Annotated in this window: 15 protein-coding genes; 4 read left to right on the forward strand and 11 right to left on the reverse strand. The window is 56.8% G+C overall.

Going from position 1 to position 20,271, the window contains the following annotated elements; all coding sequences use genetic code 11:
• Nucleotides 1–194 precede the first annotated feature (194 nt).
• The 4 genes from ACSIPU_RS16440 to ebgR form a co-directional block, all read right to left on the reverse strand.
• Nucleotides 195–1,628 (reverse strand): amino acid permease, encoded by a 1,434-nt coding sequence (locus ACSIPU_RS16440; RefSeq protein WP_004105934.1) that lies wholly within the window; start codon nucleotides 1,626–1,628, stop codon nucleotides 195–197.
• Nucleotides 1,629–1,721: 93 nt separating this feature from the next.
• Nucleotides 1,722–2,171, reverse strand: a complete 450-nt coding sequence (locus ACSIPU_RS16445) for a beta-galactosidase subunit beta (protein ID WP_004105933.1) — start codon at nucleotides 2,169–2,171, stop codon at nucleotides 1,722–1,724.
• Nucleotides 2,168–5,260 carry a beta-galactosidase subunit alpha gene (gene ebgA / locus ACSIPU_RS16450; RefSeq protein ID WP_023321658.1) on the reverse strand — a complete coding sequence of 1,031 codons (3,093 nt, stop codon included), beginning with the start codon at nucleotides 5,258–5,260 and terminating at the stop codon, nucleotides 2,168–2,170. Before ebgA ends, ACSIPU_RS16445 begins: the two co-directional genes overlap by 4 nt.
• A gap of 296 nt (nucleotides 5,261–5,556) precedes the next feature.
• Nucleotides 5,557–6,540 (reverse strand): transcriptional regulator EbgR, encoded by a 984-nt coding sequence (gene ebgR / locus ACSIPU_RS16455; RefSeq protein ID WP_004105931.1) that lies wholly within the window; start codon nucleotides 6,538–6,540, stop codon nucleotides 5,557–5,559.
• A 219-nt stretch (nucleotides 6,541–6,759) separates the two neighbouring features.
• Between ebgR and ACSIPU_RS16460 the strand changes: the two genes are divergently transcribed.
• Nucleotides 6,760–7,092, forward strand: coding sequence for a tRNA-binding protein (locus ACSIPU_RS16460; RefSeq protein WP_004105930.1), 333 nt, complete (start codon nucleotides 6,760–6,762; stop codon nucleotides 7,090–7,092).
• A gap of 36 nt (nucleotides 7,093–7,128) precedes the next feature.
• Here ACSIPU_RS16460 and ygjG read toward each other — a convergent pair whose 3' ends face one another.
• The gene (gene ygjG / locus ACSIPU_RS16465; protein ID WP_004105929.1) at nucleotides 7,129–8,508 is read right to left on the reverse strand and encodes a putrescine aminotransferase; all 1,380 of its coding nucleotides are present in this window, start codon (nucleotides 8,506–8,508) and stop codon (nucleotides 7,129–7,131) included.
• A 224-nt stretch (nucleotides 8,509–8,732) separates the two neighbouring features.
• Nucleotides 8,733–9,278 (reverse strand): PadR family transcriptional regulator, encoded by a 546-nt coding sequence (locus ACSIPU_RS16470; RefSeq protein ID WP_004105928.1) that lies wholly within the window; start codon nucleotides 9,276–9,278, stop codon nucleotides 8,733–8,735.
• A 239-nt stretch (nucleotides 9,279–9,517) separates the two neighbouring features.
• Here ACSIPU_RS16470 and ACSIPU_RS16475 point away from each other — a divergent pair, with 239 nt between their 5' ends.
• Nucleotides 9,518–10,291 carry a siderophore-interacting protein gene (locus ACSIPU_RS16475; RefSeq protein WP_017145394.1) on the forward strand — a complete coding sequence of 258 codons (774 nt, stop codon included), beginning with the start codon at nucleotides 9,518–9,520 and terminating at the stop codon, nucleotides 10,289–10,291.
• A gap of 163 nt (nucleotides 10,292–10,454) precedes the next feature.
• Here the strand turns inward: ACSIPU_RS16475 and ACSIPU_RS16480 are convergent, their stop codons facing one another.
• From ACSIPU_RS16480 to dhaK, 4 genes are all read right to left on the reverse strand, one after another.
• Nucleotides 10,455–12,104, reverse strand: a complete 1,650-nt coding sequence (locus tag ACSIPU_RS16480) for a glycerone kinase (protein ID WP_123830004.1) — start codon at nucleotides 12,102–12,104, stop codon at nucleotides 10,455–10,457.
• Nucleotides 12,105–12,171: 67 nt separating this feature from the next.
• Entirely contained in the window at nucleotides 12,172–13,593 is a 1,422-nt protein-coding gene (dhaM, locus tag ACSIPU_RS16485; protein WP_142477706.1) for a dihydroxyacetone kinase phosphoryl donor subunit DhaM, read from the reverse strand.
• Nucleotides 13,594–13,603: 10 nt separating this feature from the next.
• A complete protein-coding gene (dhaL, locus tag ACSIPU_RS16490; RefSeq protein WP_016808018.1) occupies nucleotides 13,604–14,236 on the reverse strand; it encodes a dihydroxyacetone kinase subunit DhaL in 633 nt (210 codons plus the stop codon).
• A gap of 10 nt (nucleotides 14,237–14,246) precedes the next feature.
• On the reverse strand, nucleotides 14,247–15,317 hold the full coding sequence (gene dhaK / locus ACSIPU_RS16495) for a dihydroxyacetone kinase subunit DhaK (protein WP_016808017.1): 1,071 nt from the start codon (nucleotides 15,315–15,317) through the stop codon (nucleotides 14,247–14,249).
• A 594-nt stretch (nucleotides 15,318–15,911) separates the two neighbouring features.
• On the opposite strand from dhaK, the gene ACSIPU_RS16500 reads away from it, so the two are divergent.
• Together ACSIPU_RS16500 and dhaR are read left to right on the forward strand one after the other, a co-directional pair.
• Nucleotides 15,912–17,009 carry a glycerol dehydrogenase gene (locus tag ACSIPU_RS16500; protein WP_196550875.1) on the forward strand — a complete coding sequence of 366 codons (1,098 nt, stop codon included), beginning with the start codon at nucleotides 15,912–15,914 and terminating at the stop codon, nucleotides 17,007–17,009.
• A gap of 104 nt (nucleotides 17,010–17,113) precedes the next feature.
• Nucleotides 17,114–19,027, forward strand: a complete 1,914-nt coding sequence (dhaR, locus tag ACSIPU_RS16505; protein ID WP_026055885.1) for a dihydroxyacetone kinase operon transcriptional regulator DhaR — start codon at nucleotides 17,114–17,116, stop codon at nucleotides 19,025–19,027.
• A gap of 58 nt (nucleotides 19,028–19,085) precedes the next feature.
• Here dhaR and dhaT read toward each other — a convergent pair whose 3' ends face one another.
• The gene (gene dhaT, locus ACSIPU_RS16510) at nucleotides 19,086–20,249 is read right to left on the reverse strand and encodes a 1,3-propanediol dehydrogenase (RefSeq protein WP_196090360.1); all 1,164 of its coding nucleotides are present in this window, start codon (nucleotides 20,247–20,249) and stop codon (nucleotides 19,086–19,088) included.
• Between the last annotated feature and the right edge of the window lie 22 nt (nucleotides 20,250–20,271).

Raw genomic sequence — 20,271 nt, forward strand, 5'->3', positions numbered from 1 at the left:
CCGAAGGGGATTGTGTTGTTTGTAGGGTAGAGGTAGTTAAGTATTGTGGTTAATTTTAGTAAAAATTTTAGTAAATAAAAGCGGTAAAAATGAATTGCTTTAACTCGATCACGAAAATGGTTGGGCGACAGATCATGGCTTGCGGGTAAAAAAATCCCGCCAGGGGATATACCGCTGGCGGGAGCAACGGTGGCTTATTTCACCGTATTTGCCGCTGATTTCAGGCCTGGTTGTTGGTTCTTGCGCTGTTTTTTCTCAAAGCGGGTTATCCACCACCATGCGAGTCCGGAGAAGACTGCGGTCATAAAGACGTTAATGAAGAAGGCGTTCACCAGGTCGACTCCTGGCGGGAAAGCGGAGGCGGTCATGCTGACCAGGAAAATAACGATAAGCATCGACACCACGGCCATCCCAACTTTTCTTGAACCCATGCGGAAGTCGCGCGGCGTGTCGTCATGTTTCCAGCGGAAAACAAAGTAGGCGGCCATGATAAACAGCGGCGGTAGCATTGCGGTCCCGGCGGTCAGGTTGATGGCGGTGTTCATCATTTGCTGAACGCTGGCGGAGCCGAAACCATTCACGATGAGCATCAGAAAGACGAAGACAAATTGCCACCAGGCGGCGCGCACCGGCACGCCGTGGACGTTCAGCTCGGTGGTTTTTTTGCCATAGATGCCGGCAGGAATTTCCGAGAAGTGAATTTTTACCGGTGCGGCGGTCCACATCATCATGCTGCCGAAAATGGCGATAAACAGAATGATGCCGACGAAGCGGCCCATCAGCGCTTCGGAAATATGGAAATAAGCGCCGAGACCGGTGAAAATTTCCACCATACCGGCTGCATAGGTCAGGTCTTCCCGTGCCACAAAGACGTTGACCAGCAGAGAACCCAGCGCATACATGCCGCCAATCAGGATCCCGGCGGTGATGATGACTTTAATAAACGATTTCTGCCCGCCTTTAGTATCGTTCAGATATGCGGCAACGGTTTCAGCCCCGCCAGCCGCCTGGAAGATCCAGCACATAATCCCCAGCGTCGCCCAGTTGATGGTAGGCGCCATGGCGTGCAGCGTAATCGGCTGCGCGGGGACATGGCCCGCGCCCAGCGCGGTAATAGCACCGACCACGTAAATCGCAAAGAGCGCGAAGACGCCATAAGCCACGCATTCGGAGATTTTCCCCAGCCAGGTCGCGCCTTTGGTGGAAATGTGGGTGGCCATGGCGAACAGAACGATAGAGATCAGCGAAGTGACCATCGGCGAGAAGGGAATGGCGTAACCCATAATGGCGTACGAGGCGTAGGCCACCACGTTCGGCAGCAGCGACAGGAAAAAGAACAGGTTCACAAACCAGTACAGGAACGAGCCGAGATAGGCCGCGCGGGTACCTAAAGGCTGCTTCAGCCAGGCGTACATACCTGATTCGGAATTTTTATTCGCTGACACGAATTCGGCGATGATAAAGACAAACGGAATAAAATAGACCACCGTGGCAAACAGAAAGATAGGGGCGGAACTGAGCCCTAACTCGATGTTATTATTAACGATATTTCGTACGTTAAATACGGCGGCAAACGCCATCGACAGTAGGGCGAACTTCCCTATTTTGGCACGAACTGATTCGGACATAAGTCCTCCGGAAAATGATCTGGCCCGCATTGAGGGCTGGGACCGGGAAGGCCAACGAGTCGATCCGCTGGCCTCATCTTGCGTAACGCGGGCTTACTTATTCAGGAAGTAGCCGTCTTCGATAGTCACTCTGAGCACCACCTTTTTGACCGGCGAGTCGCAGATAAAGCGATAAGCTTCGTGGGTATCGCAAATCACCATTTGTCCTTCATGGACCTGCACGGTTTCACCAATGCCTTTCAAATATTCACGGTCAGTTTCATCGCGATAGCAGGCGACGGTCTGCAGCTGCTCTTTAGCGGCAAACTCAATTTTTTGCTGACCCTGGAGGTAGTAATGCACCTCGAAATAGCGGCGGTTGCCAACGAACAGCGCATCCGTGGTGCTGTCGCTTGCCACGCGATAGGAGAGCGAATCGCCTATCGAATGGGCAACTCCAGGCCGGATATTATCGACATTATTGATAGCTTCTACGCAGCGCTGCCATTTACGTCCACTGTGATAAATTTGCTTAAATTGTTCTAAATTATCGAGAATTCTCATTTTTCAGCCTCGCTGTATGAATCGGAGGAAAAGAAACCGGCGCCAAAGCTATGATTCGCCAGCGTCTGCGAGGAAGCGCTCCCGCCTTCCAGCGGCAGCAGCGTAAAGCCATAGTTGAACGGTTTGAGCCACACCCGCCAGCTATCCAGCACCTCGCTCCCCCAGGAGTTAGAGCCCAGGCCGAGCAGTTGGGCGTCGATATTCAGGGTGATGTCATCGCTGCGACGCAGTTCGTTACAGTGCTGCGCGGCGTGCAGATTCTCCGCCGTATAGTGCCAGGCGCTGATGTTGAGCGGATCGCGCGGGACCACCATCAGGCCGCTGCCGTGACGGTCGGTAAACGCGGCCCAGCGGACGTGCTGGCGGTTGCCGTTGTTCTGCGGGAACGGGTAGTTCACGAACATGTCGTCCACGGTGGTGCGCCAGACATCAATGATGTTGCTCTGCTGGCTGTCGGCGTAGTTTTCACCGGGACCGCGACCGTAGTAATTCACCTGTTCAAACTGACCGTTAATGCCCAGCATAAAACCGATGCACGGCACGATATGCGGATAGTCGCCATAACGTTCCCCCGCAAGCTCAACGTTAATATGGCCCTGCGGGGTAATCTGCCAGCGATAGGTACAACGCATGCCAAAATCGAAAACCGGCGGAGCGATAATGCTGCGGGTGGTGATAATCACCGAGTCTCCACGCTGTTCGGCGCTGAATTCACGCAGATGCTCCTGCATAATTTGCAGGTGACTGGGCTGCCACAGCCCCTCATATTCCTGCTTGTGGTTATCAATCATCGGCTTGAAGAAGTTAATCTTCGGCTCACGGGTCACCTGGTCTACGCCGTTCACCTGCCATTCGCTCAGTTTGCCGTTGACTTTAGAGAAGACCACGCGGAAGTTATGCCCGGTGATGCTGTAGCTCAGTCGTTCATCAACTATCTGTAGCGGGGTTGCGCTGGCATTCATCAGCGGCGATTTCGTTGCCGTCTGTTCTTTTAGCTGGAACTGGTAAACGACGATCGGATGGTTGGCCTCGCTATACGGCGTGCGCGAGTCTTTGGTCACCAGGATGTTGAGGAAGGTTTCGCGATCGTCCAGTTCTGGCAGGTCAATGGTGATATCGCGGCCGCTGTTTGGCGCAAGATCGCGCACCTTAAGCTGCTGGCTGGCAAGCGTAGCCCCTTCGGCGCGAACTTCCACGCGCAGGGTATAGTCATCAAGCGTCGAGAACCAGAGCTTATTATCGATGCGCAGTTCGCCGCGGGTGATGTCGGTTGCCTGAACTTTTACCGGGGCGATAACCTGTTTGTACTCTCTGAGGCCGGGCCCAGGCGTCTGGTCGGAGAAAATCAGACCGTCAAGACAGAAGTTGTAGTTATTAGGATAGTCCCCGTAATCGCCGCCGAATTTGTACCAAACCGCGCCGCTGTCATCGGTGGCCTGAATCCCGTGATCGCACCACTCCCAGACGTAGTGGCCCTGAATACTGTCGTGTTGATAGAACACGTTCTGGTATTCGCTCAGCCCGCCGGGACCGTTGCCCATCGCATGGGCGTATTCGCAGATAATTCGCGGTTTGGCATGCGGATATTCCCCGAATTCGTTCATCAGCGGCACGCGGGTATACATGGTAGAGATGATATCCACCACCTCCGCGTCGCGATCCTCTTCGTAATGCACCAGACGGGTATCGTCGATCGCTTTAGCGGCATGATACATCGCCCGAATGTTGCAGCCGTAGCCGGACTCGTTACCCAGCGACCAGATAATGATCGACGGATGGTTTTTCTGCGCGTGAATGTGGCGCACGATTCGTTCGACGTATATATGCTCCCATGCCGGATCATCGGTGATGGCGCTCAGATTGCCGACGTTGGCGAAGCCGTGGGATTCGACATCGGTTTCCGCCATCACGAACAGACCGTAAATGTCGCACATCTCATAGAAACGCGGGTCATTGGGGTAGTGGGCGGTGCGTACCGAGTTGATATTGTGCTGCTTCATCAGCAGCAGATCTTTCTCAACGCGGTCCATCCCTACGGCACGCCCCTTCAGATGGTCGTTGTCGTGGCGGTTAACGCCGTGCAGCATCACGTAGCGGTTATTGATGTAGAACAGGCCGTTGCGCACTTTGATATCGCGAAAACCGACGCGCTGCGGGATAACTTCGATAATCTCTCCGGCGGCGTTTTTCAGCGTCATCACCAGGTGATAGAGATAAGGATTTTCCGCCGACCACTGCTGCGGCGCCTTCACGTCGATCGCAAAGTTGACGTTCAGCTGCTGGCTGATGCTCAGGCGCGGCGTTACGCCTTCATACAGCGCCTTTTCGCCGTCGAACAGCGCGTATTCCAGTGTGGCTGCGCCCGGCTGCGCGGCGAGATTTTCCAGCACCAGCTGGCAGGAGAGGGTGGCGTCGACGTAGTCATCGTTAAAATCGGTGCGCAGAGTGAAGTCCTGGACGTGAAGCGGGTTTTTGCCCACCAGATACACGTCACGGAAGATACCCGCCGACCACCACATATCCTGATCTTCTATATAGGTGGAGTCCGCCCACTGCATGACGCGCACGCAAAGCAGGTTGTCGCCGGTTTTTACCGCGTGACTAATATCAAACTCCGCCGTCAGGCGGCTGCCTTTGCTGAAACCGATGTACTGACCGTTAACGTAAATTTCAAAATAGGTCTCAACGCCATCAAATTTAATCAGAGTCTGCTGGTCCTGCCAGCCCTCGCTGAGGGTAAAGATGCGCTGATAGGCGCCGGTAGGGTTGTCGGTCGGCACGTAGGGAACGTCAATCGGGAAGGGAAAGCCTTCGTCGGTATACTGTAGCTGGCCGTGTCCTTCCATCTGCCACATTCCCGGTACGGTAATCGGCCCCCAGTCGCTCATGTATTGCGAGGTGAACGCTTCCGGCACCCGCAGCGGGTTGTTAAAGAAGCAGAATTTCCACTGTCCGCTAAGGGACAAAAAGCGGCTGCTGGTTTCACGGGCGAAGGTTCGCGCCTGGGCCTGCGAATCGTAAGAGAAGAAATAGGCGCGCGGAGGCAGCCGGTTTTCATGAGTGAGTTGAAGATTTTCCCAGCGATTCATATCGCCTCCCTGAACGGACTAAACGGATAGAAAGTATTTTAGTAAAAGTTTTACTAAATTAAACCACCAGGAGTGATTTACTTTAACTCGATCACAAAATGAGCGGGTTGGCCGCCAGCGGTCAGGATGGGGAAAAGGTGCAGAGGATGGGGGATGGAGGAAAATCCCGGAGGCGGCGCGCTGCGCCTGTCCGGGCTACCGTTTGGCAGACGGCGGTGAACCCGTAGCCCGGGCAAGGCGCGATAAGCGCCGCCCCCGGGAGCCAGGCGCAGAGGATTTAGCGTCAGAACGGGGGATTAGCGGGTGGTGCCGCGCAGCTTCAGCACGCTGGGGACAAAGACGTTTAGCGGCAGCGCACGGCCATCGCGGGCTTTTTCAACCAGCAGATTAACGCCCTGGCTGCCCATCATTTCTGAATGAATGCGCACCGTGGAGAGCGGCGGAAAAGTAAAACGCGCGGTGGGGATATCGTTAACGCTAATGAGCGAGATATCTTCCGGGATCGCGAGGCCGCGTTCATGAATAGCCCGCAGCACGCCGATGGCGATAGAGTCTGACGCGACGAACAGCGCGGTGGGGAAATCCGCCCTGGCCAGCATCGTTTTTGCCAGCTCATAGCCGGAGGAGCTGGAAAACCCGCCGCGCCAGATATCTTCTTCCGAAACCACCCCCTTCAGGCGGCCATATTCGACGAAGGCCACTTCGCGAATGTCGGCTTTACCCGGCTCATCCTGGCCACCAATAAAGCCGATGCGCCGCGCGCCCTGGGCGATAAAAAAGTCGATAACTTCTTTGGCGATACGCACCAGATCGATATCGACGGCGTCGTAGCTGCTGCCTGGCTCATGGAAATCAATAAAGCAGACGTTGTCGGTTAACGCCGTGGCTGCGTCGCGAATCGCCCGCGAAGGCTGGCCGACAATCAGAACGCCGGTCACTTTTTTCAGCTCGGGTAGCGCGTTGTTAAAGTAGCAGTTGGTCAGCTCAATACCGAGCTTTTCACACTGCGTTTCGATACCGTGGCGGATCGCCAGATAGTAAGGATCGTTGATTTCCAGATCCTGCTGGTAGCTGTAGATAGCCAGAATATGATGGTGGCCGACGGTATGAACCTGAGTCTTACGCGAGCTGGTGCTTTTATATTCCAGCTTTTCCGCCACCTCAAGAATGCGGTGCTTTGTCTCTTCTTTCACGTTCAGAGTGGGGTCGTCGTTTAATACCCGGGAAACCGTCGCCAGTGAAACGCCTGCTTCGGTCGCGATATCTTTTAGTGTGGCCATTGTTTTCCTTATCTGACGTTGCACCATCGACGCAAACCATTGTAAAGCAAGCGCGGGCCGCTGCATCTCTTTTCAGTAAATTTCCCTCGTATTATTCATCCGCATCGGGAAGTTTATAGCGAACTAAAAAGTGATGGATCTAACATTCCTTACACTATTATGCGGAAACCTCGCCGACTTTTGTTATCTTTTACTAAATTTTTACCTGAGGGGTGCAAGATGGAAACGGTGCTTTATGATGATTTTGCCAGACTGGAAATGCGTACGGGAAAAATTGTAGCTGTAAAACGACATGAGAATGCCGATAAGCTCTATATCGCGCGGATTGACGTTGGCGAGCGCACCTTGCAGACGGTGACCAGCCTGGTGCCCTATTACCGAGAAGAAGAGTTGCTGGGAAAAACGGTCGTGGTCCTGTGCAATCTGGCGAAAGCCAAAATGCGCGGTGAAACGTCGGAGTGCATGCTGTTATGCGCCGAAACCGACGATGGCGGCGAAAGCGTACTGCTTACGCCGGAAAGAGCGATGCCTGCGGGTGTGCGCGTCGTATAGCAAACGCCCTCTCCCGGAGCGGGAGAGGGCAAGCCATTACGCCTCTTCCACCGAAACCCGCAGCGCCGCCAGCGCCAGGCGGGCCGCTTTTAGCACCTGTTCACACTGCTCAGGGGTCAGCGTCAGCGGCGGCTCAACGCGAATCGTTCTTGCGTTGTTGAGCGTTCCGGCCACCAGCACGCGCTGGCGAAACATTTCGCTGGCAAAGTCATAGCCGATTTCGTTATCAATAAACTCAATCGCCATCAGCATACCTTTGCCGCGCACGTCATTCACCAGATCCGGATATTCGCGGGCCAGCTGACGGAAGCCGTCCAGCAGCATATCGCCTTTCTGCTCCGCCTGCGCGGGCAGGTTTTGCGTCAGCAGTACGTTAATGGTCGCCAGCGCCGCCGCGCAGGCCAGCGGGTTGCCGCCAAACGTGGTGGTATGCAGGAACGGGTTATCGAACAGTACCGAGAACACCTCTTCGGTGGCGACCGTGGCGCCAATTGGCATGACGCCGCCACCCAGCGCTTTGGCAAGGCACAGAATATCCGGCTGAACGTTTTCGTGCTCGCAGGCGAACATCTTGCCGGTGCGCCCCATGCCGGTTTGGACTTCATCGAGGATCAGCAGCGCGCCAAACTCGTCGCACAGCTTGCGTACCGCGGGCAGATAGCCCGGCGGCGGCAGAATCACCCCGCCTTCGCCCTGAATAGGCTCAAGGATCACCGCCGCGACGTCATCGCCGGTCTTTTGGCACTCGCTCAGCAGCGTGCGCATCGCATTGATATCGCCAAAAGGTACATGACGGAATCCCGGCAGCAGGGGCATAAAGGGCTTACGGAAAGTGGATTTCGCAGTGGCTGAAAGCGCGCCCAGCGACTTACCGTGAAACGCGCCGCTGGTGGCGACGAAGGTAAACTTGCCGCGCGGAGACTGGTAGGCCTTCGCCAGCTTTAACGCCGCTTCGACCGACTCGGTACCGCTGTTGCTAAAGAAGCTGTATTTCAGTTTGCCCGGCGTTAAGGCCGCCAGGGTTTTAGCCAGCATGGCCCGCAGCGGGTCCAGCAGTTCCTGACTATGAAGGGGTTGTTTAGCGAGCTGATTTTCGACGGCGGAAACGACAACTGGATTACGGTGCCCTACATTAAAAATCCCAAACCCACCCAGGCAGTCAATAAACTCCTGTCCCTGAGTGTCGACAAGCGTATTTAATCCTCCCGCTTGCCACTCTACGGCTCCGTAATCCCCGCCAGCAGTGACCGATTTTCGATACGCTAAAAACCCCGGATTCACATGCTCTTTAAAGTATTCCCTGACCTCCTGGTTAAGTGATTTCATCTCTTCATGATCGAGCGTTCGCTTCTCAATAAGATTCAGTGCGTGTGCGCTGCAGGCCAGAGCCGATGCGCTTGAAGGTAACCTGTTCAAAATATGCTCCTGGGCGGGGCGTATCACATGATACTGAATTAAGTATTGCAGGGATTACGCCACTTCGGCGCGGGCCAGGAAAAACGGGATAAACGCAACGTGAAATCGCAATTGAGCAAAATTTTATTGGCATGTTTTACTCCTGAAGGCGTAAAACGATGCGCTGAAGGGCTACCGCCGCGTGCTTCGCGGCGGTGCAGGCTGCCCGATAATGAGGCAAAGGATTAGTCGAGCTGGGAGATCTCCATCGCCGCGCGGTCAATCACGCCGACAATCTGCTTTAGCTGCGCTTCGGTTATTTCCTGCTGGTTAACTTTTAAATCCAGTACCGCCTTAAAATTCTCCAGCGCGCGCTTCATCTGCGGGTTTTTACGTAGCTCACAACCCACCATTCGCGCCTGCAGTCTGGCCTGAATCTGCTCCAGCGGCTGCTGGTTTTCCGCGTGCAGCTGGCTGCCTTCGGCGGTGATGGCGATTTTTTTGCGACCGTTTTCGTCAGCCACGCTGATTAATCCCTGATCCTGGAGTAAATCGAGCGTCGGGTAGATGACGCCGGGGCTGGGACTGTAGTTGCCCTGGGTCATGGTTTCGATCTCTTTAATCAGTTCGTAACCGTGGCTGGCATTACGGGTGAGGATGTCCAGAATGACCAGGCGCAGCTCGCCATGGCCAAAGAAGCGCTGCCGGCGTCCGCCGCCTCTGCGACCGTGTTCGCCATGTTCGCCGTGGCGTCCGCGTGGCCCACGGCCTTCTTCGTGATGATCTCTCATGATTTTTTCCTTTGAGTTTTTTGATATATCTAATTTATATCTAAAAATACTCAAGTCGCAACCTTGTGGCAGATTTATTTTTTATATAGTTGATAATTAGAGATTTAATTCTATTTTTTGACTTTTGTGGCGTTTTACTATGGCTATATCAAAAAGTGCTTGCATTCTTTTTTAATGGCAATCATTATCATTTGCAATATTTTTAGATATATCTATTCCGTTCACCAAGGCGATGAAAGATGACAACGAGCAGGAATCCTAAATACCCGCAGCGCGTGCGTAATGAGCTGCGTTTCCGTGAGTTAACCGTATTGCGCGTCGAGCGTATCGGCAGCGCATTCCAGCGTATCGTGCTGGGCGGAGAGGCGCTGGAAGGCTTTGTCTCCCAGGGTTTCGACGACCATACCAAGCTTTTTTTCCCCACTGCGGGTGCTGCGTTTACGCCGCCGGAGGTGACGGATGAAGGCATTAACTGGGGCGAAGGCGTACGTCCGGCGACCCGCGATTATACGCCGCTTTACGACGCCGACCGTCATGAGCTGGCGTACGACTTTTTTATTCACGATGGCGGTATAGCCAGCAGCTGGGCGCTGGCGGCGAAACCGGGTGATAAGCTGGTCATCGGCGGCCCGCGCGGTTCGCTGGTGGTGCCGGAAGATTACGTCTGGCAACTGTATGTGACCGATGAGTCAGGCATGCCCGCGCTGCGCCGCCGTCTGCTGGGATTGCGGCAGCTTCCGACGCGCCCGCAGGTCACGGCGATCGTCACCATTGGCGATGAGTCTTATCAAGATTACCTGGCCGATCTCGATGGCTTCAATATTGAGTGGGTGGTGGGACATCACTCCTCTGCCGTGGCCGAGCGTCTGGCGCAGGTTGTGGTTCCAACCGAAGATTATTTTATCTGGGTGACCGGGGAAGGCGCGGTGGTGAAATCACTGCTGGCGCGTTTTGAAGGTCCGGAGATTGACCCGCAGCTGGTGCGTTCGCAGGCCTACTGGCACAGCAAGTAAGCGCGGGAGAAAACCCGGGTTGCGGCTGGCGCCTGACCCGGGCTACCAGACCTGCAGACGGCGGTGAACCATGGGGCGACCGGCCCGCAGACGGCGGTGAACCTGTAGCCCGGGCAAGGCGCGTTAAGCGCCGCCCCCGGGAGCAGGGGCGGTGCCAGAGAGACTATTTCTGCGCCAGCGCTTTAAACACCATGGCCACCGCGTGGGCTCCGGGGTCCATATTGCCGCGCAGACTATCGCTGTTCAGGTACGATGCGCGTCCTGCACCTGCTTTGCTGGCGTGAAGCGTACGATCCGCGCCCGCCTGCGCCGCCGCGAAAGCGGCCTGCAGATTTTCCGGTTCGGCCAGCAGCGCCGCCAGCGCCGGTTGCAGGGCGTCAATCATGGTTCGGTCGCCTTCGTCGGCACCGCCGTAAAACTTCATCTGTGCCAGACCGGCGTTTAGCGCTTCGGCGACGCTTGCCCCCTGTTCCAGCTTCTGCCCGGCGGCGGTAAAGAAAATCGACATCAGCACGCCGCTGGAACCGCCCATCACAACCGTCAGACGCTCGCCAATCAGGGCGAACAGCGTGGCGAGGTTAGCCAGCGGCAGCTGACGGCGCTGAAGTAAGTCGGCGATATCGCGTGCGCCAGCGGCAAAGGTGGAGCCAGTATCGCCGTCGCCAACCTTCGCATCCAGCGCATTGAGGTCCGCTTCCAGATCGGATAGCGTACCGGTCACCCGCTCTACGTAGCCTGCAACCTCGCTATTCTCCGAGGGCGTAAACTCCACCCGCGTACTGCGCAGCGACGAGGGCATCACGCTGATTGCGCGCGGCTGCACTGGCGTCTGCCAGCCGGCGGTTTCGACCGCGGAGAGCAGCGCTTTCTCAATGCTCTCTTCCAGCACGATGGCGGTGAGGGAAAAGCCTTTCATATCCAGCGCGGTGACCAGCGACGCCGGGCCTATCAGCCAGTCAATTCGCTGATGCAGCGGGGTATTGGCCAGCTCGCGGGTCAAAATTGCCATTTCGGCAATCGATACGCCGCCGAGATTATTGATCATCACCGCCAGGCGGCCGGTTTCCGGCAGGGCGGCGCTGAGCTTCTCTACCATCAGCGTAACGATTTCCGCACTGTTCTGCGTGGCGATAACCGAAGCGCCCGGTTCGCCGTGGATCCCCATCCCCAGTTCGGCCTGATCCGGATGATGGCGCGGAGTCGTTTCCGCATCCTGCGGCAGGTGACAGCTGGAAAGGGCCAGACCGAGGCTGAAGGTGTGTCTGGCGGCATACTGCGCCTCGCGCAGCACGGTCGCCAGATTGTGGCCGCGTTCGGCGAAGTAGCCGGCCACTTTATGCACCAGAATCGTCCCGGCAATACCGCGCGGGTGTTTGTTATCCGGCAGCGAAATATCATCGCCAACGATCAGCATTTCGACGTTATAGCCCATGCGGCGCGCTTTCTCCGCGGCGAGGCCGAAGTTCAGACGATCGCCGGTGTAGTTCTTGACGATCAGCAGGCAACCGGCATCGCCGGTCACGGCCTGGATGGCGGTCAGCACCGCATCGACGCTCGGCGAGGCAAAAAGATCGCCGCAGACGGCGGCGGTCAGCATGCCTTTACCGACAAAGCCCGCGTGGGCCGGTTCGTGACCGGAACCGCCGCCGGAGATCACCGCCACGTTGTTTTTGTCGAGATCGCGACGCACCACCACGCGAATGGCGGGATCGCTTTCCAGCTGCGCCAAGTTATTCCACGGGCTGGCGATAATGGTTCCTTCAATCACTTCATTGACGAGGTTGGCGCGCTGATTAAAAAAGAATTGAGACATAACGGATCCTGAAAGTTAAGCGAGTTCCCGGAGGGGACAGCCTCCGGGGCGAGAAGGTTAGAGCAGGCTAGGCGCGAATCACGCGCTTGCCGGGAATATCAAGGATGACGGTCTCCCCCTTTTGTAGCGTGGTCAGGACATCGCTCTGCTGGCAAAGCATCGCGATACCCGCCTGACGGGCGATAATGGCGCCGTGAGAGAGTTCACTGCCGGCCTGCAGACAGATCCCCTTCACCCGATCCGCATCGAGCTGCAGGACGGTAGAAGGAAAAATATCGTCGGCCACGAGGATCGAGGGGCCGTCAAACTGCGGTAGTACTTCGTTGCTCCCGTTAAGGTGACGCAGCGTGCGGTGCAAAATATCTTCAATATCAATATAGCGCGCCTGTAGGTAAGGATCGTCGAGATGACGATATTGTTGGCTTAAATCGTTCAGCACCTGATGCCACGCCCACTCCGCGCTGCATTGCTCGTCGCGCACCCTATCGCAGGCGGCGGCGTATAAATCAGGGTCATCGAGCAGGGTATGATGCCCGGAGAAGATGGCCGCGATGTCGGCGGAAAACTTCGCCTCCGCCAGGGTCGTCAGCGCGCTAAGCTCTTCCAGCGTCCGATCGATGGCCCGTTTTAGCCGCAGCTGCTGCTGACCGATGGCGACGCCTTTTTCCCGTGAGACCTTCTCCTGCGGCTGGGAATAGAGTACGACCTTACCCTGTACGCGATCGGCGCAGGCGGGCTGAGTCGCAGGCGCCGCCTCCGTTTGCTCGCCGAAATTCTCCGCCGCCAGCGCCTGGAACGCTGCCAGCGCGGCATCGGCATCCGGCCCGCGGGCAAGCAGCCTTAAGGTATCGTTACGGCGTACCTGAAGCAGGGCGATTTGGTTGAGGCTGTCGGGCGTGACGCACTTACCTCCTTTCTCCAGCACCAGGTCGGCGTTGAATCCCGCCAGCGCGGCGACCAGCTTTGACGCCGGGCGAACATGCAGGCCGTTGTGGTTTTGAATCACCACGGAAACCGAGCGCGCATCGCGGTCGTCGATCGGCGCGGCGGTCAACGCCGCGTGTTGCGGTTGCGATGGCAATCCCAGCTGTACGCGTTTTGCCTCCAGCGCGTTCATGGCATCTTCGATGACCTTGTCGATGCCGGCCCCGGCGGCGGCGCTCACCGTCGCCGCCAGCGTTCCTTCCACCAGCGGCGCCGCGCACAGGCGAACCTTCGCCGCAATGGCCGGATCGAGGAGATCCAGCGCGGTTTCGGCGCTCAGCAGGGCGCTGCCAATATCCATCATCACCAGGATATGATCGGCGTCGGCTACGGACTCGATGGCTTCCATAACCTTAATGGGATCGGTGCCGATCGGGCTGGTGGGATCGTCAATTCCGGCGGCGATCGCCAGCTTACAGCCATCGTTCATTAACATCTGCCGGGCCAGTTCTCCGACACCTTCGCCCAGACGAGCGCTATGCGAAACAATCACCAGGTTTACCATCGCGTTTTCCTTACTCTTTGGCCGCTGCGGCCAGCATCTGAACCATCAACATTACCGAGGTCGCGCCCGGATCCTGGTGCCCGATGCTGCGTTCGCCGAGGTAGCTGGCCCGTCCTTTGCGTGCCTGCATGGCGATGGTGGCCTGGACGGCGGCTTGCGCCTGTTCGCTGGCAGCATCAAGGGCGCTTTGGATTGACAGGTGCTGTTCGCTGGACTGACGCAGCGATTCCACTACCGGCAGCCAGACGTCGCACATGGTTTTATCGCCCGGCTCGGCTTTGCCGCGATTCACCACGCCTTCCGCGCCTTCGCGGATGGCTTGATAAAGCTCGTCCAGGGTCAGACTCTGATGGGCCTGGGTCACCTGAGCGGCGCGGATAAAGAAGGTGCCGAACAGCGGGCCGCTGGCCCCACCGACGTTGGACAGCAGCGTCATGCCGGTATTTTTAAGAATGAAACCAATGTCTTTATCGGCAATCGAAGGCAGCTTTTCCACCACCTTGCTAAAACCACGATGCATATTCAGGCCGTGGTCGGCATCGCCGATCTCCCGGTCCAGACCGGTCAAAAAATCGCTCTCTTTGGTAAAGATATCGCCGCAGCGATAGAGCCAGTCTACGATTTGCGTTCTGCTTAATGACATGTCGTGCTCCTTATTTTCCCCAGTTCAGCGCCGGGGTGTGAACCGGGGCGTCCCATAATGCCAGCGTCTCGTCATCGGCTTTTAACAGGGTGATGGAAAAACCGACCATATCCAGAGAGGTACAGTAGCTGCCGATAAGATTGCGCTCGATCGCGATGCCGGTTTCCTCGCAGCGCTGCGTCAGACGGTTATAGACGCCGTAGAGCTCGGACAGCGGCGTGGCGCCGAGGTTGTTGACCAGCGCGATAACCCGATCGCCTTTTTGCAGCGCCTGCTTGGTCTGCGTTACCTCCTGCCACGCGCCTTTCATGTTGTCCCAGTGGCGCAGCGTGCGGCTATAGGCGCCGTTTTCCAGCAGAGTATCGAACATTTCGTCAACGGTGCGATCGAGGGAGGTGAAGCGGCGGCGGTCGATGCCCGGTTCGCCGTGAATGCCGACGCCGAACTCCATCTCATCGTCCTGCAGTTCGAATGAGGGCTGGCCGGCGGCCGGAACGGTGCAGGCGCCCAGGGCGATGCCGATAGAGTGGCCGAGGTTGTTAAGCTTGCGCCCCAGTTCAGCGCATGCTGCCAGCGAGTCGCCGCGTTCGGCGGCCGCGCCCACCAGTTTTTCAATCAGCACGGTATTGGCCACGCCGCGCCGTCCGGCGGTATAGAGGCTGTCTTTTACCGCCACATCGTCATCGACTACCACGGTGGTGACCTTGATGCCGCTTTCGTGCAGCAGCTCGGTGGCGGTTTCAAAGTTAAGAATATCGCCAGTGTAGTTTTTAATAATCAGCAGCACGCCTTCGCCGCCGTCGATGTTCATGGCGCACTCAAACATTTTATCCGGCGTCGGGGAGGTGAAAATTTCCCCCGGACAGGCCCCGGAAAGCATGCCCTGGCCAATATATCCGCAGTGCATCGGCTCATGACCGCTGCCGCCGCCGGAAAGCAGCGCTACTTTCCCGGCCACCGGTGCATCGGCGCGGGTGACGTAGACCGGATCATGATGCAGCGTCAGTTCAGGGTGCGCTTTTGCCAGGCCCGCCAGTTGTTCACTCAGGACATCTTCGACACGGTTAATCAGTTTTTTCATTGTTTATTCTCCATCGGAGTTTCGATGCGGCCTCTCTGCTGACGGAAGCGGTCATCGTGTAGGGGCATCGCCTGTCGATATGCGATATCGGGCGATGTATTGATTCTGGCTGAGTTAACGGGAAAAAAAATCGCCATAAAATGAGTTTCATTACGAAACGCGCACGGTAAATTTTGTTCCGTTATGAAACGCTTTTGCCGGAAGAAATCGAAAAATGCGAGCCAGGGCGACTATTTCATCTCACTTCACATACTTGCCAGACGCGGGGGGGAAAAAATTTTACCTCTCCAGGCGCCAGTAGCGGCGAAAAACGCCGTACTTCATCCACTTTTTCCGCTTGTTTTGCGCTGAACGAGCGGATCGAGATCGCAATCCCGTCGTTTCATATGAATTCATGTTTCAATATGAAACGATAAAATGTGCACCCTGTTTCATATCGGGACAAAAAGGGGAAACATTTTTTTGCCTGCGGCTCGCTCTACAGTGATGACATCGCTCAGGTAGCGCTTTTGTTCCCGCTTTTAATACCAGGCCGGACGGGGAAATACCGGGGCACATCGTGTCAAAACATGCACTTATTTGAGGGTGAACGGAATGCTAAAAGTTATTCAATCTCCAGCCAAATATCTCCAGGGACCGGATGCATCCACGTTGTTTGGCGAATACGCTAAAAACCTGGCGGGCAGCTTTTTCGTGATTGCCGATGACTTCGTGATGAAGCTGGCGGGTGAGAAAGTGTTGAACGGTTTGCATAGCCACAATATCAGCTGCCATGCGGAGCGCTTCAACGGCGAGTGCAGCCACGTTGAGATCAATCGCCTGATCGCCATTCTGAAGCAGCACGGCTGCCGCGGCGTGGTGGGCATCGGCGGCGGCAAGACGCTCGATACGGCGAAAGCGATAGGCTATTACCAGAAGCTGCCGGTGGTGGTGATCCCGACGATTGCCTCCACCGATGCGCCAACCAGCGCGTTGTCGGTTATTTATACCGAAGCCGGTGAATTTGAAGAGTATCTTATTTACCCGAAAAATCCGGACATGGTGGTGATGGATACGGCGATTATCGCTAAAGCCCCGGTACGCCTGCTGGTGGCCGGGATGGGCGATGCGCTTTCAACCTGGTTTGAAGCCAGGGCCTGCTATGACGCCAGAGCCACCAGCATGGCCGGCGGCCAGTCGACGGCGGCGGCGCTGAGCCTGGCGCGCCTGTGCTATGATACGCTGCTGGCGGAAGGCGAAAAGGCCCGCCTTGCCGCTCAGGCCGGAGTGGTGACCGATGCGCTCGAACGCATCGTTGAAGCGAATACCTACCTTAGCGGAATCGGCTTTGAAAGCAGCGGCCTGGCCGCCGCGCACGCCATTCACAATGGTTTCACCATCCTCGAAGAGTGCCACCACCTGTACCATGGCGAGAAAGTCGCGTTTGGTACCCTGGCGCAGCTGGTGCTACAAAATAGCCCGATGGAAGAGATCGAAACGGTGCTGAACTTCTGCCATACCGTCGGCCTGCCGGTCACGCTGGCGCAAATGGGCGTTAAAGAGGGCATCGACGAGAAAATTCAGGCGGTAGCAAAAGCGACCTGTGCGGAAGGCGAAACCATCCATAACATGCCGTTCCCGGTCAGCGCGCAGAGCGTGCATGCGGCAATTCTGACCGCCGACCTGCTTGGACAGCAGTGGCTGGCGCGTTAATTTAGCGTCGTCCTGTCCCGCCTCGTTAATGAGAAGGGGCGTTTTATCCCCCTCTGGCGGTTACCGCCGGAGGGGTTGTCGTTTAAGTAACAGCGGAAATGGATATGACTGCGCAGACTCAGAGCTTTCCCCTGGTGATAACCCAGTCGTGGCATCGTTGCAGTAAGTTTATGCAGCGGGAAACCTGGCAGACGCCGCATCAGGCGCAGGGGCTGACCTTCGAATCGATTTGTCGGCGTAAGACCGCGCTGCTGACGATTGGCCAGGCGGCGCTGGAAGATGCCTGGGAGTATATGGATAACCGCCCCTGCGCATTGTTTATCCTTGATGAGTCCGCCTGTATTCTCAGCCGCTGCGGCGATCCGCAGACCCTTGACCAGCTGGCGGCGCTGGGGTTTCGTGACGGTAGCTATTGCGCGGAAAGCATCATCGGCAGCTGCGCGCTCTCGCTGGCCTCCATGCTCGGGCAGCCGGTCAAAACGACGGGCGAGCAGCATTTTAAACATGCGCTGCACGGATGGTCGTTTAGCTCTACGCCGGTGTTTGATAACCACGGGCGCCTGTTCGGTTCCATTTCTTTGTGCTGCCTGACGGAAGAACAGGCTTCGCCGGACCTCTCCCTGACCCTGGCTATCGCCAGGGAAGTGGGCAACTCGCTGCTCACCGATAGCCTGCTGGCCGAGTCGAATCGCCACCTTAACCAGATGTACGGTCTGCTGGAGAGCATGGATGACGGGGTGATGGCGTGGAACGAGCAGGGCATTTTGCAGTTTCTGAACGTGCAGGCCGCGACGCTGCTACACCTTGATGCCCAGGCCAGCCAGGGGAAAAACATCAATGAACTGGTGACGCTGCCGGCTCTGTTGCGCCGGGCGATCAAGCACGCGCGCGGGCTGAACCATGTGGAAGTCACCTTCGAGAGCCAGCATCAGTTCGTTGATGCCGTTATCACGCTCAAGCCGATCGTCGAAGAGCAGGGCAACAGTTTCATCTTGCTGCTGCATCCGGTCGAGCAGATGCGTCAGCTGATGACCAGCCAGCTTGGCAAAGTGAGCCATACCTTTGAGCAGATGTCGGCTGACGATCCTGAAACCCGGCGGTTAATTCACTTTGGCCGTCAGGCGGCGCGCGGCGCTTTTCCAGTGCTGCTGTGCGGTGAGGAAGGGGTGGGTAAAGAGCTGCTCAGCCAGGCGATTCACAATGAGAGCGAGCGGGGTGGCGGACCGTATATCGCGGTTAACTGCCAGCTGTATGCCGACAGCGTCCTTGGGCAGGATTTTATGGGCAGCGCGCCGACGGACGAGGAAAACGGGCGTCTTAGCCGTCTCGAGCTGGCCAACGGCGGGACGCTGTTTCTGGAAAAAATCGAATATCTGGCGCCGGAGCTGCAGTCCGCGCTGTTGCAGGTGATCAAGCAGGGGGTATTAACCCGTCTGGATGCCCGGCGTTTGATCCCGGTGGACGTTAAAGTCATCGCCACCACTACCGTCGATCTTGCCAACCTGGTGGAACAAAACCGCTTTAGTCGCCAGCTTTACTACGCGCTGCACTCTTTTGAAATCGTTATTCCGCCGCTGCGGGCGCGGCGTAACAGTATTCCTTCGCTGGTCCACAATCGTCTTAAGAGTCTGGAGAAGCGTTTTTCCTCGCGGTTGAAGATGGATGACGATGCGCTGGCGCAGCTGGTGGCCTACTCCTGGCCGGGTAATGATTTTGAGCTGAACAGCGTGATTGAAAATATCGCCATTAGCAGCGAGAACGGCCATATCCGTTTGAGTAATCTGCCGGAATATCTCTTTGCCGAGCGGCCCGGCGCCGACGCGGGTTCCTCGCTGCTGCCCGCCAGCCTGACCTTCAGCGCCATTGAAAAAGAGGCCATCATCCATGCCGCCCGCGTGACCAGCGGACGGGTACAAGAGATGGCGCAGCTGCTGAATATTGGCCGCACCACGCTGTGGCGAAAAATGAAACAGTACGATATCGATGCCGGCCAGTTTAAGCATAAAAATCAGGAGTAACCGGGCACCCAGCCTGACGCCGCGATGGTACTTGTTCGCGGCGTTAGCGATCGCTCTATCAGAAAGCCTGGCGGAAGATAGCGACAATCTCTTTCTCGTTACCCTTGCGCGGATTTGAGAAGGCGTTGCCGTCTTTCAAGGCCATCTCCGCCATATAGGGGAAGTCAGCCTCTTTAACTCCCAGCTCGCTCAGATGCTGCGGAATGCCGATATCGGAAGAGAGGCGGGCGATGGCGCAAATGGCCGACTCGGCGGCGTCCATGGTTGAAAGTCCGTGGATGTTTTCTCCCATAAATTCGGCGATGTCGGCAAACTTTTCCGGATTGGCGATCAGGTTGTAGCGCGCAACGTGCGGCAACAGAACCGCGTTCGCCACGCCGTGCGGCATATCGTACAGGCCGCCAAGCTGATGGGCCATGGCGTGAACGTAACCGAGGTTGGCGTTATTGAAAGCCATTCCCGCCAGCAGGGAAGCGTAGGCCATGTTTTCGCGGGCTTGCAGGTTGCTGCCCAGCGCGACGGCCTGGCGCAAGTTCCGGGCGATCAGGCGGATGGCCTGGATCGCGGCGGCATCGGTGACCGGGTTGGCATCTTTGGAAATATAGGCCTCCACGGCGTGGGTTAACGCATCCATGCCGGTTGCGGCGGTCAGCGGGGCCGGTTTGCCAAGCATGAGCAGCGGGTCATTGATGGAGACCGAGGGCAGGTTACGCCAGCTGACGATAACGAACTTCACTTTTGTTTGGGTGTTGGTCAGTACGCAGTGGCGGGTCACTTCGCTGGCGGTACCGGCGGTGGTATTCACCGCGACGATCGGCGGCAGTGGGTTAGTCAGGGTGTCTATGCCGGCATAGCGGTAAAGATCCCCTTCGTGGGTAGCCGCGATACCAATCCCTTTACCGCAGTCATGAGGGCTACCGCCGCCGACGGTGACGATAATATCGCACTGTTCTTGACGAAAGACCGCCAGGCCATCGCGCACGTTGGTGTCTTTTGGATTTGGCTCGACGCCATCAAAAACCACCACCTCAATACCGGCTTCCTGCAGATAGCCGAGAGTTTTATCCACCGCGCCGTCTTTGATGGCCCGCAGACCTTTATCGGTGACCAGCAGCGCTTTTTTACCGCCCAGCAGCTTACAGCGTTCGCCGACGACAGAAACAGCATTGGGACCAAAAAAGTTCACGTTTGGCACCAGATAATCAAACATACGATAGCTCATAATATATCTTCCTGGTTGGATT

This window comes from Klebsiella sp. HN106 (assembly GCF_051209435.1).
GTDB lineage: Bacteria > Pseudomonadota > Gammaproteobacteria > Enterobacterales > Enterobacteriaceae > Klebsiella > Klebsiella oxytoca.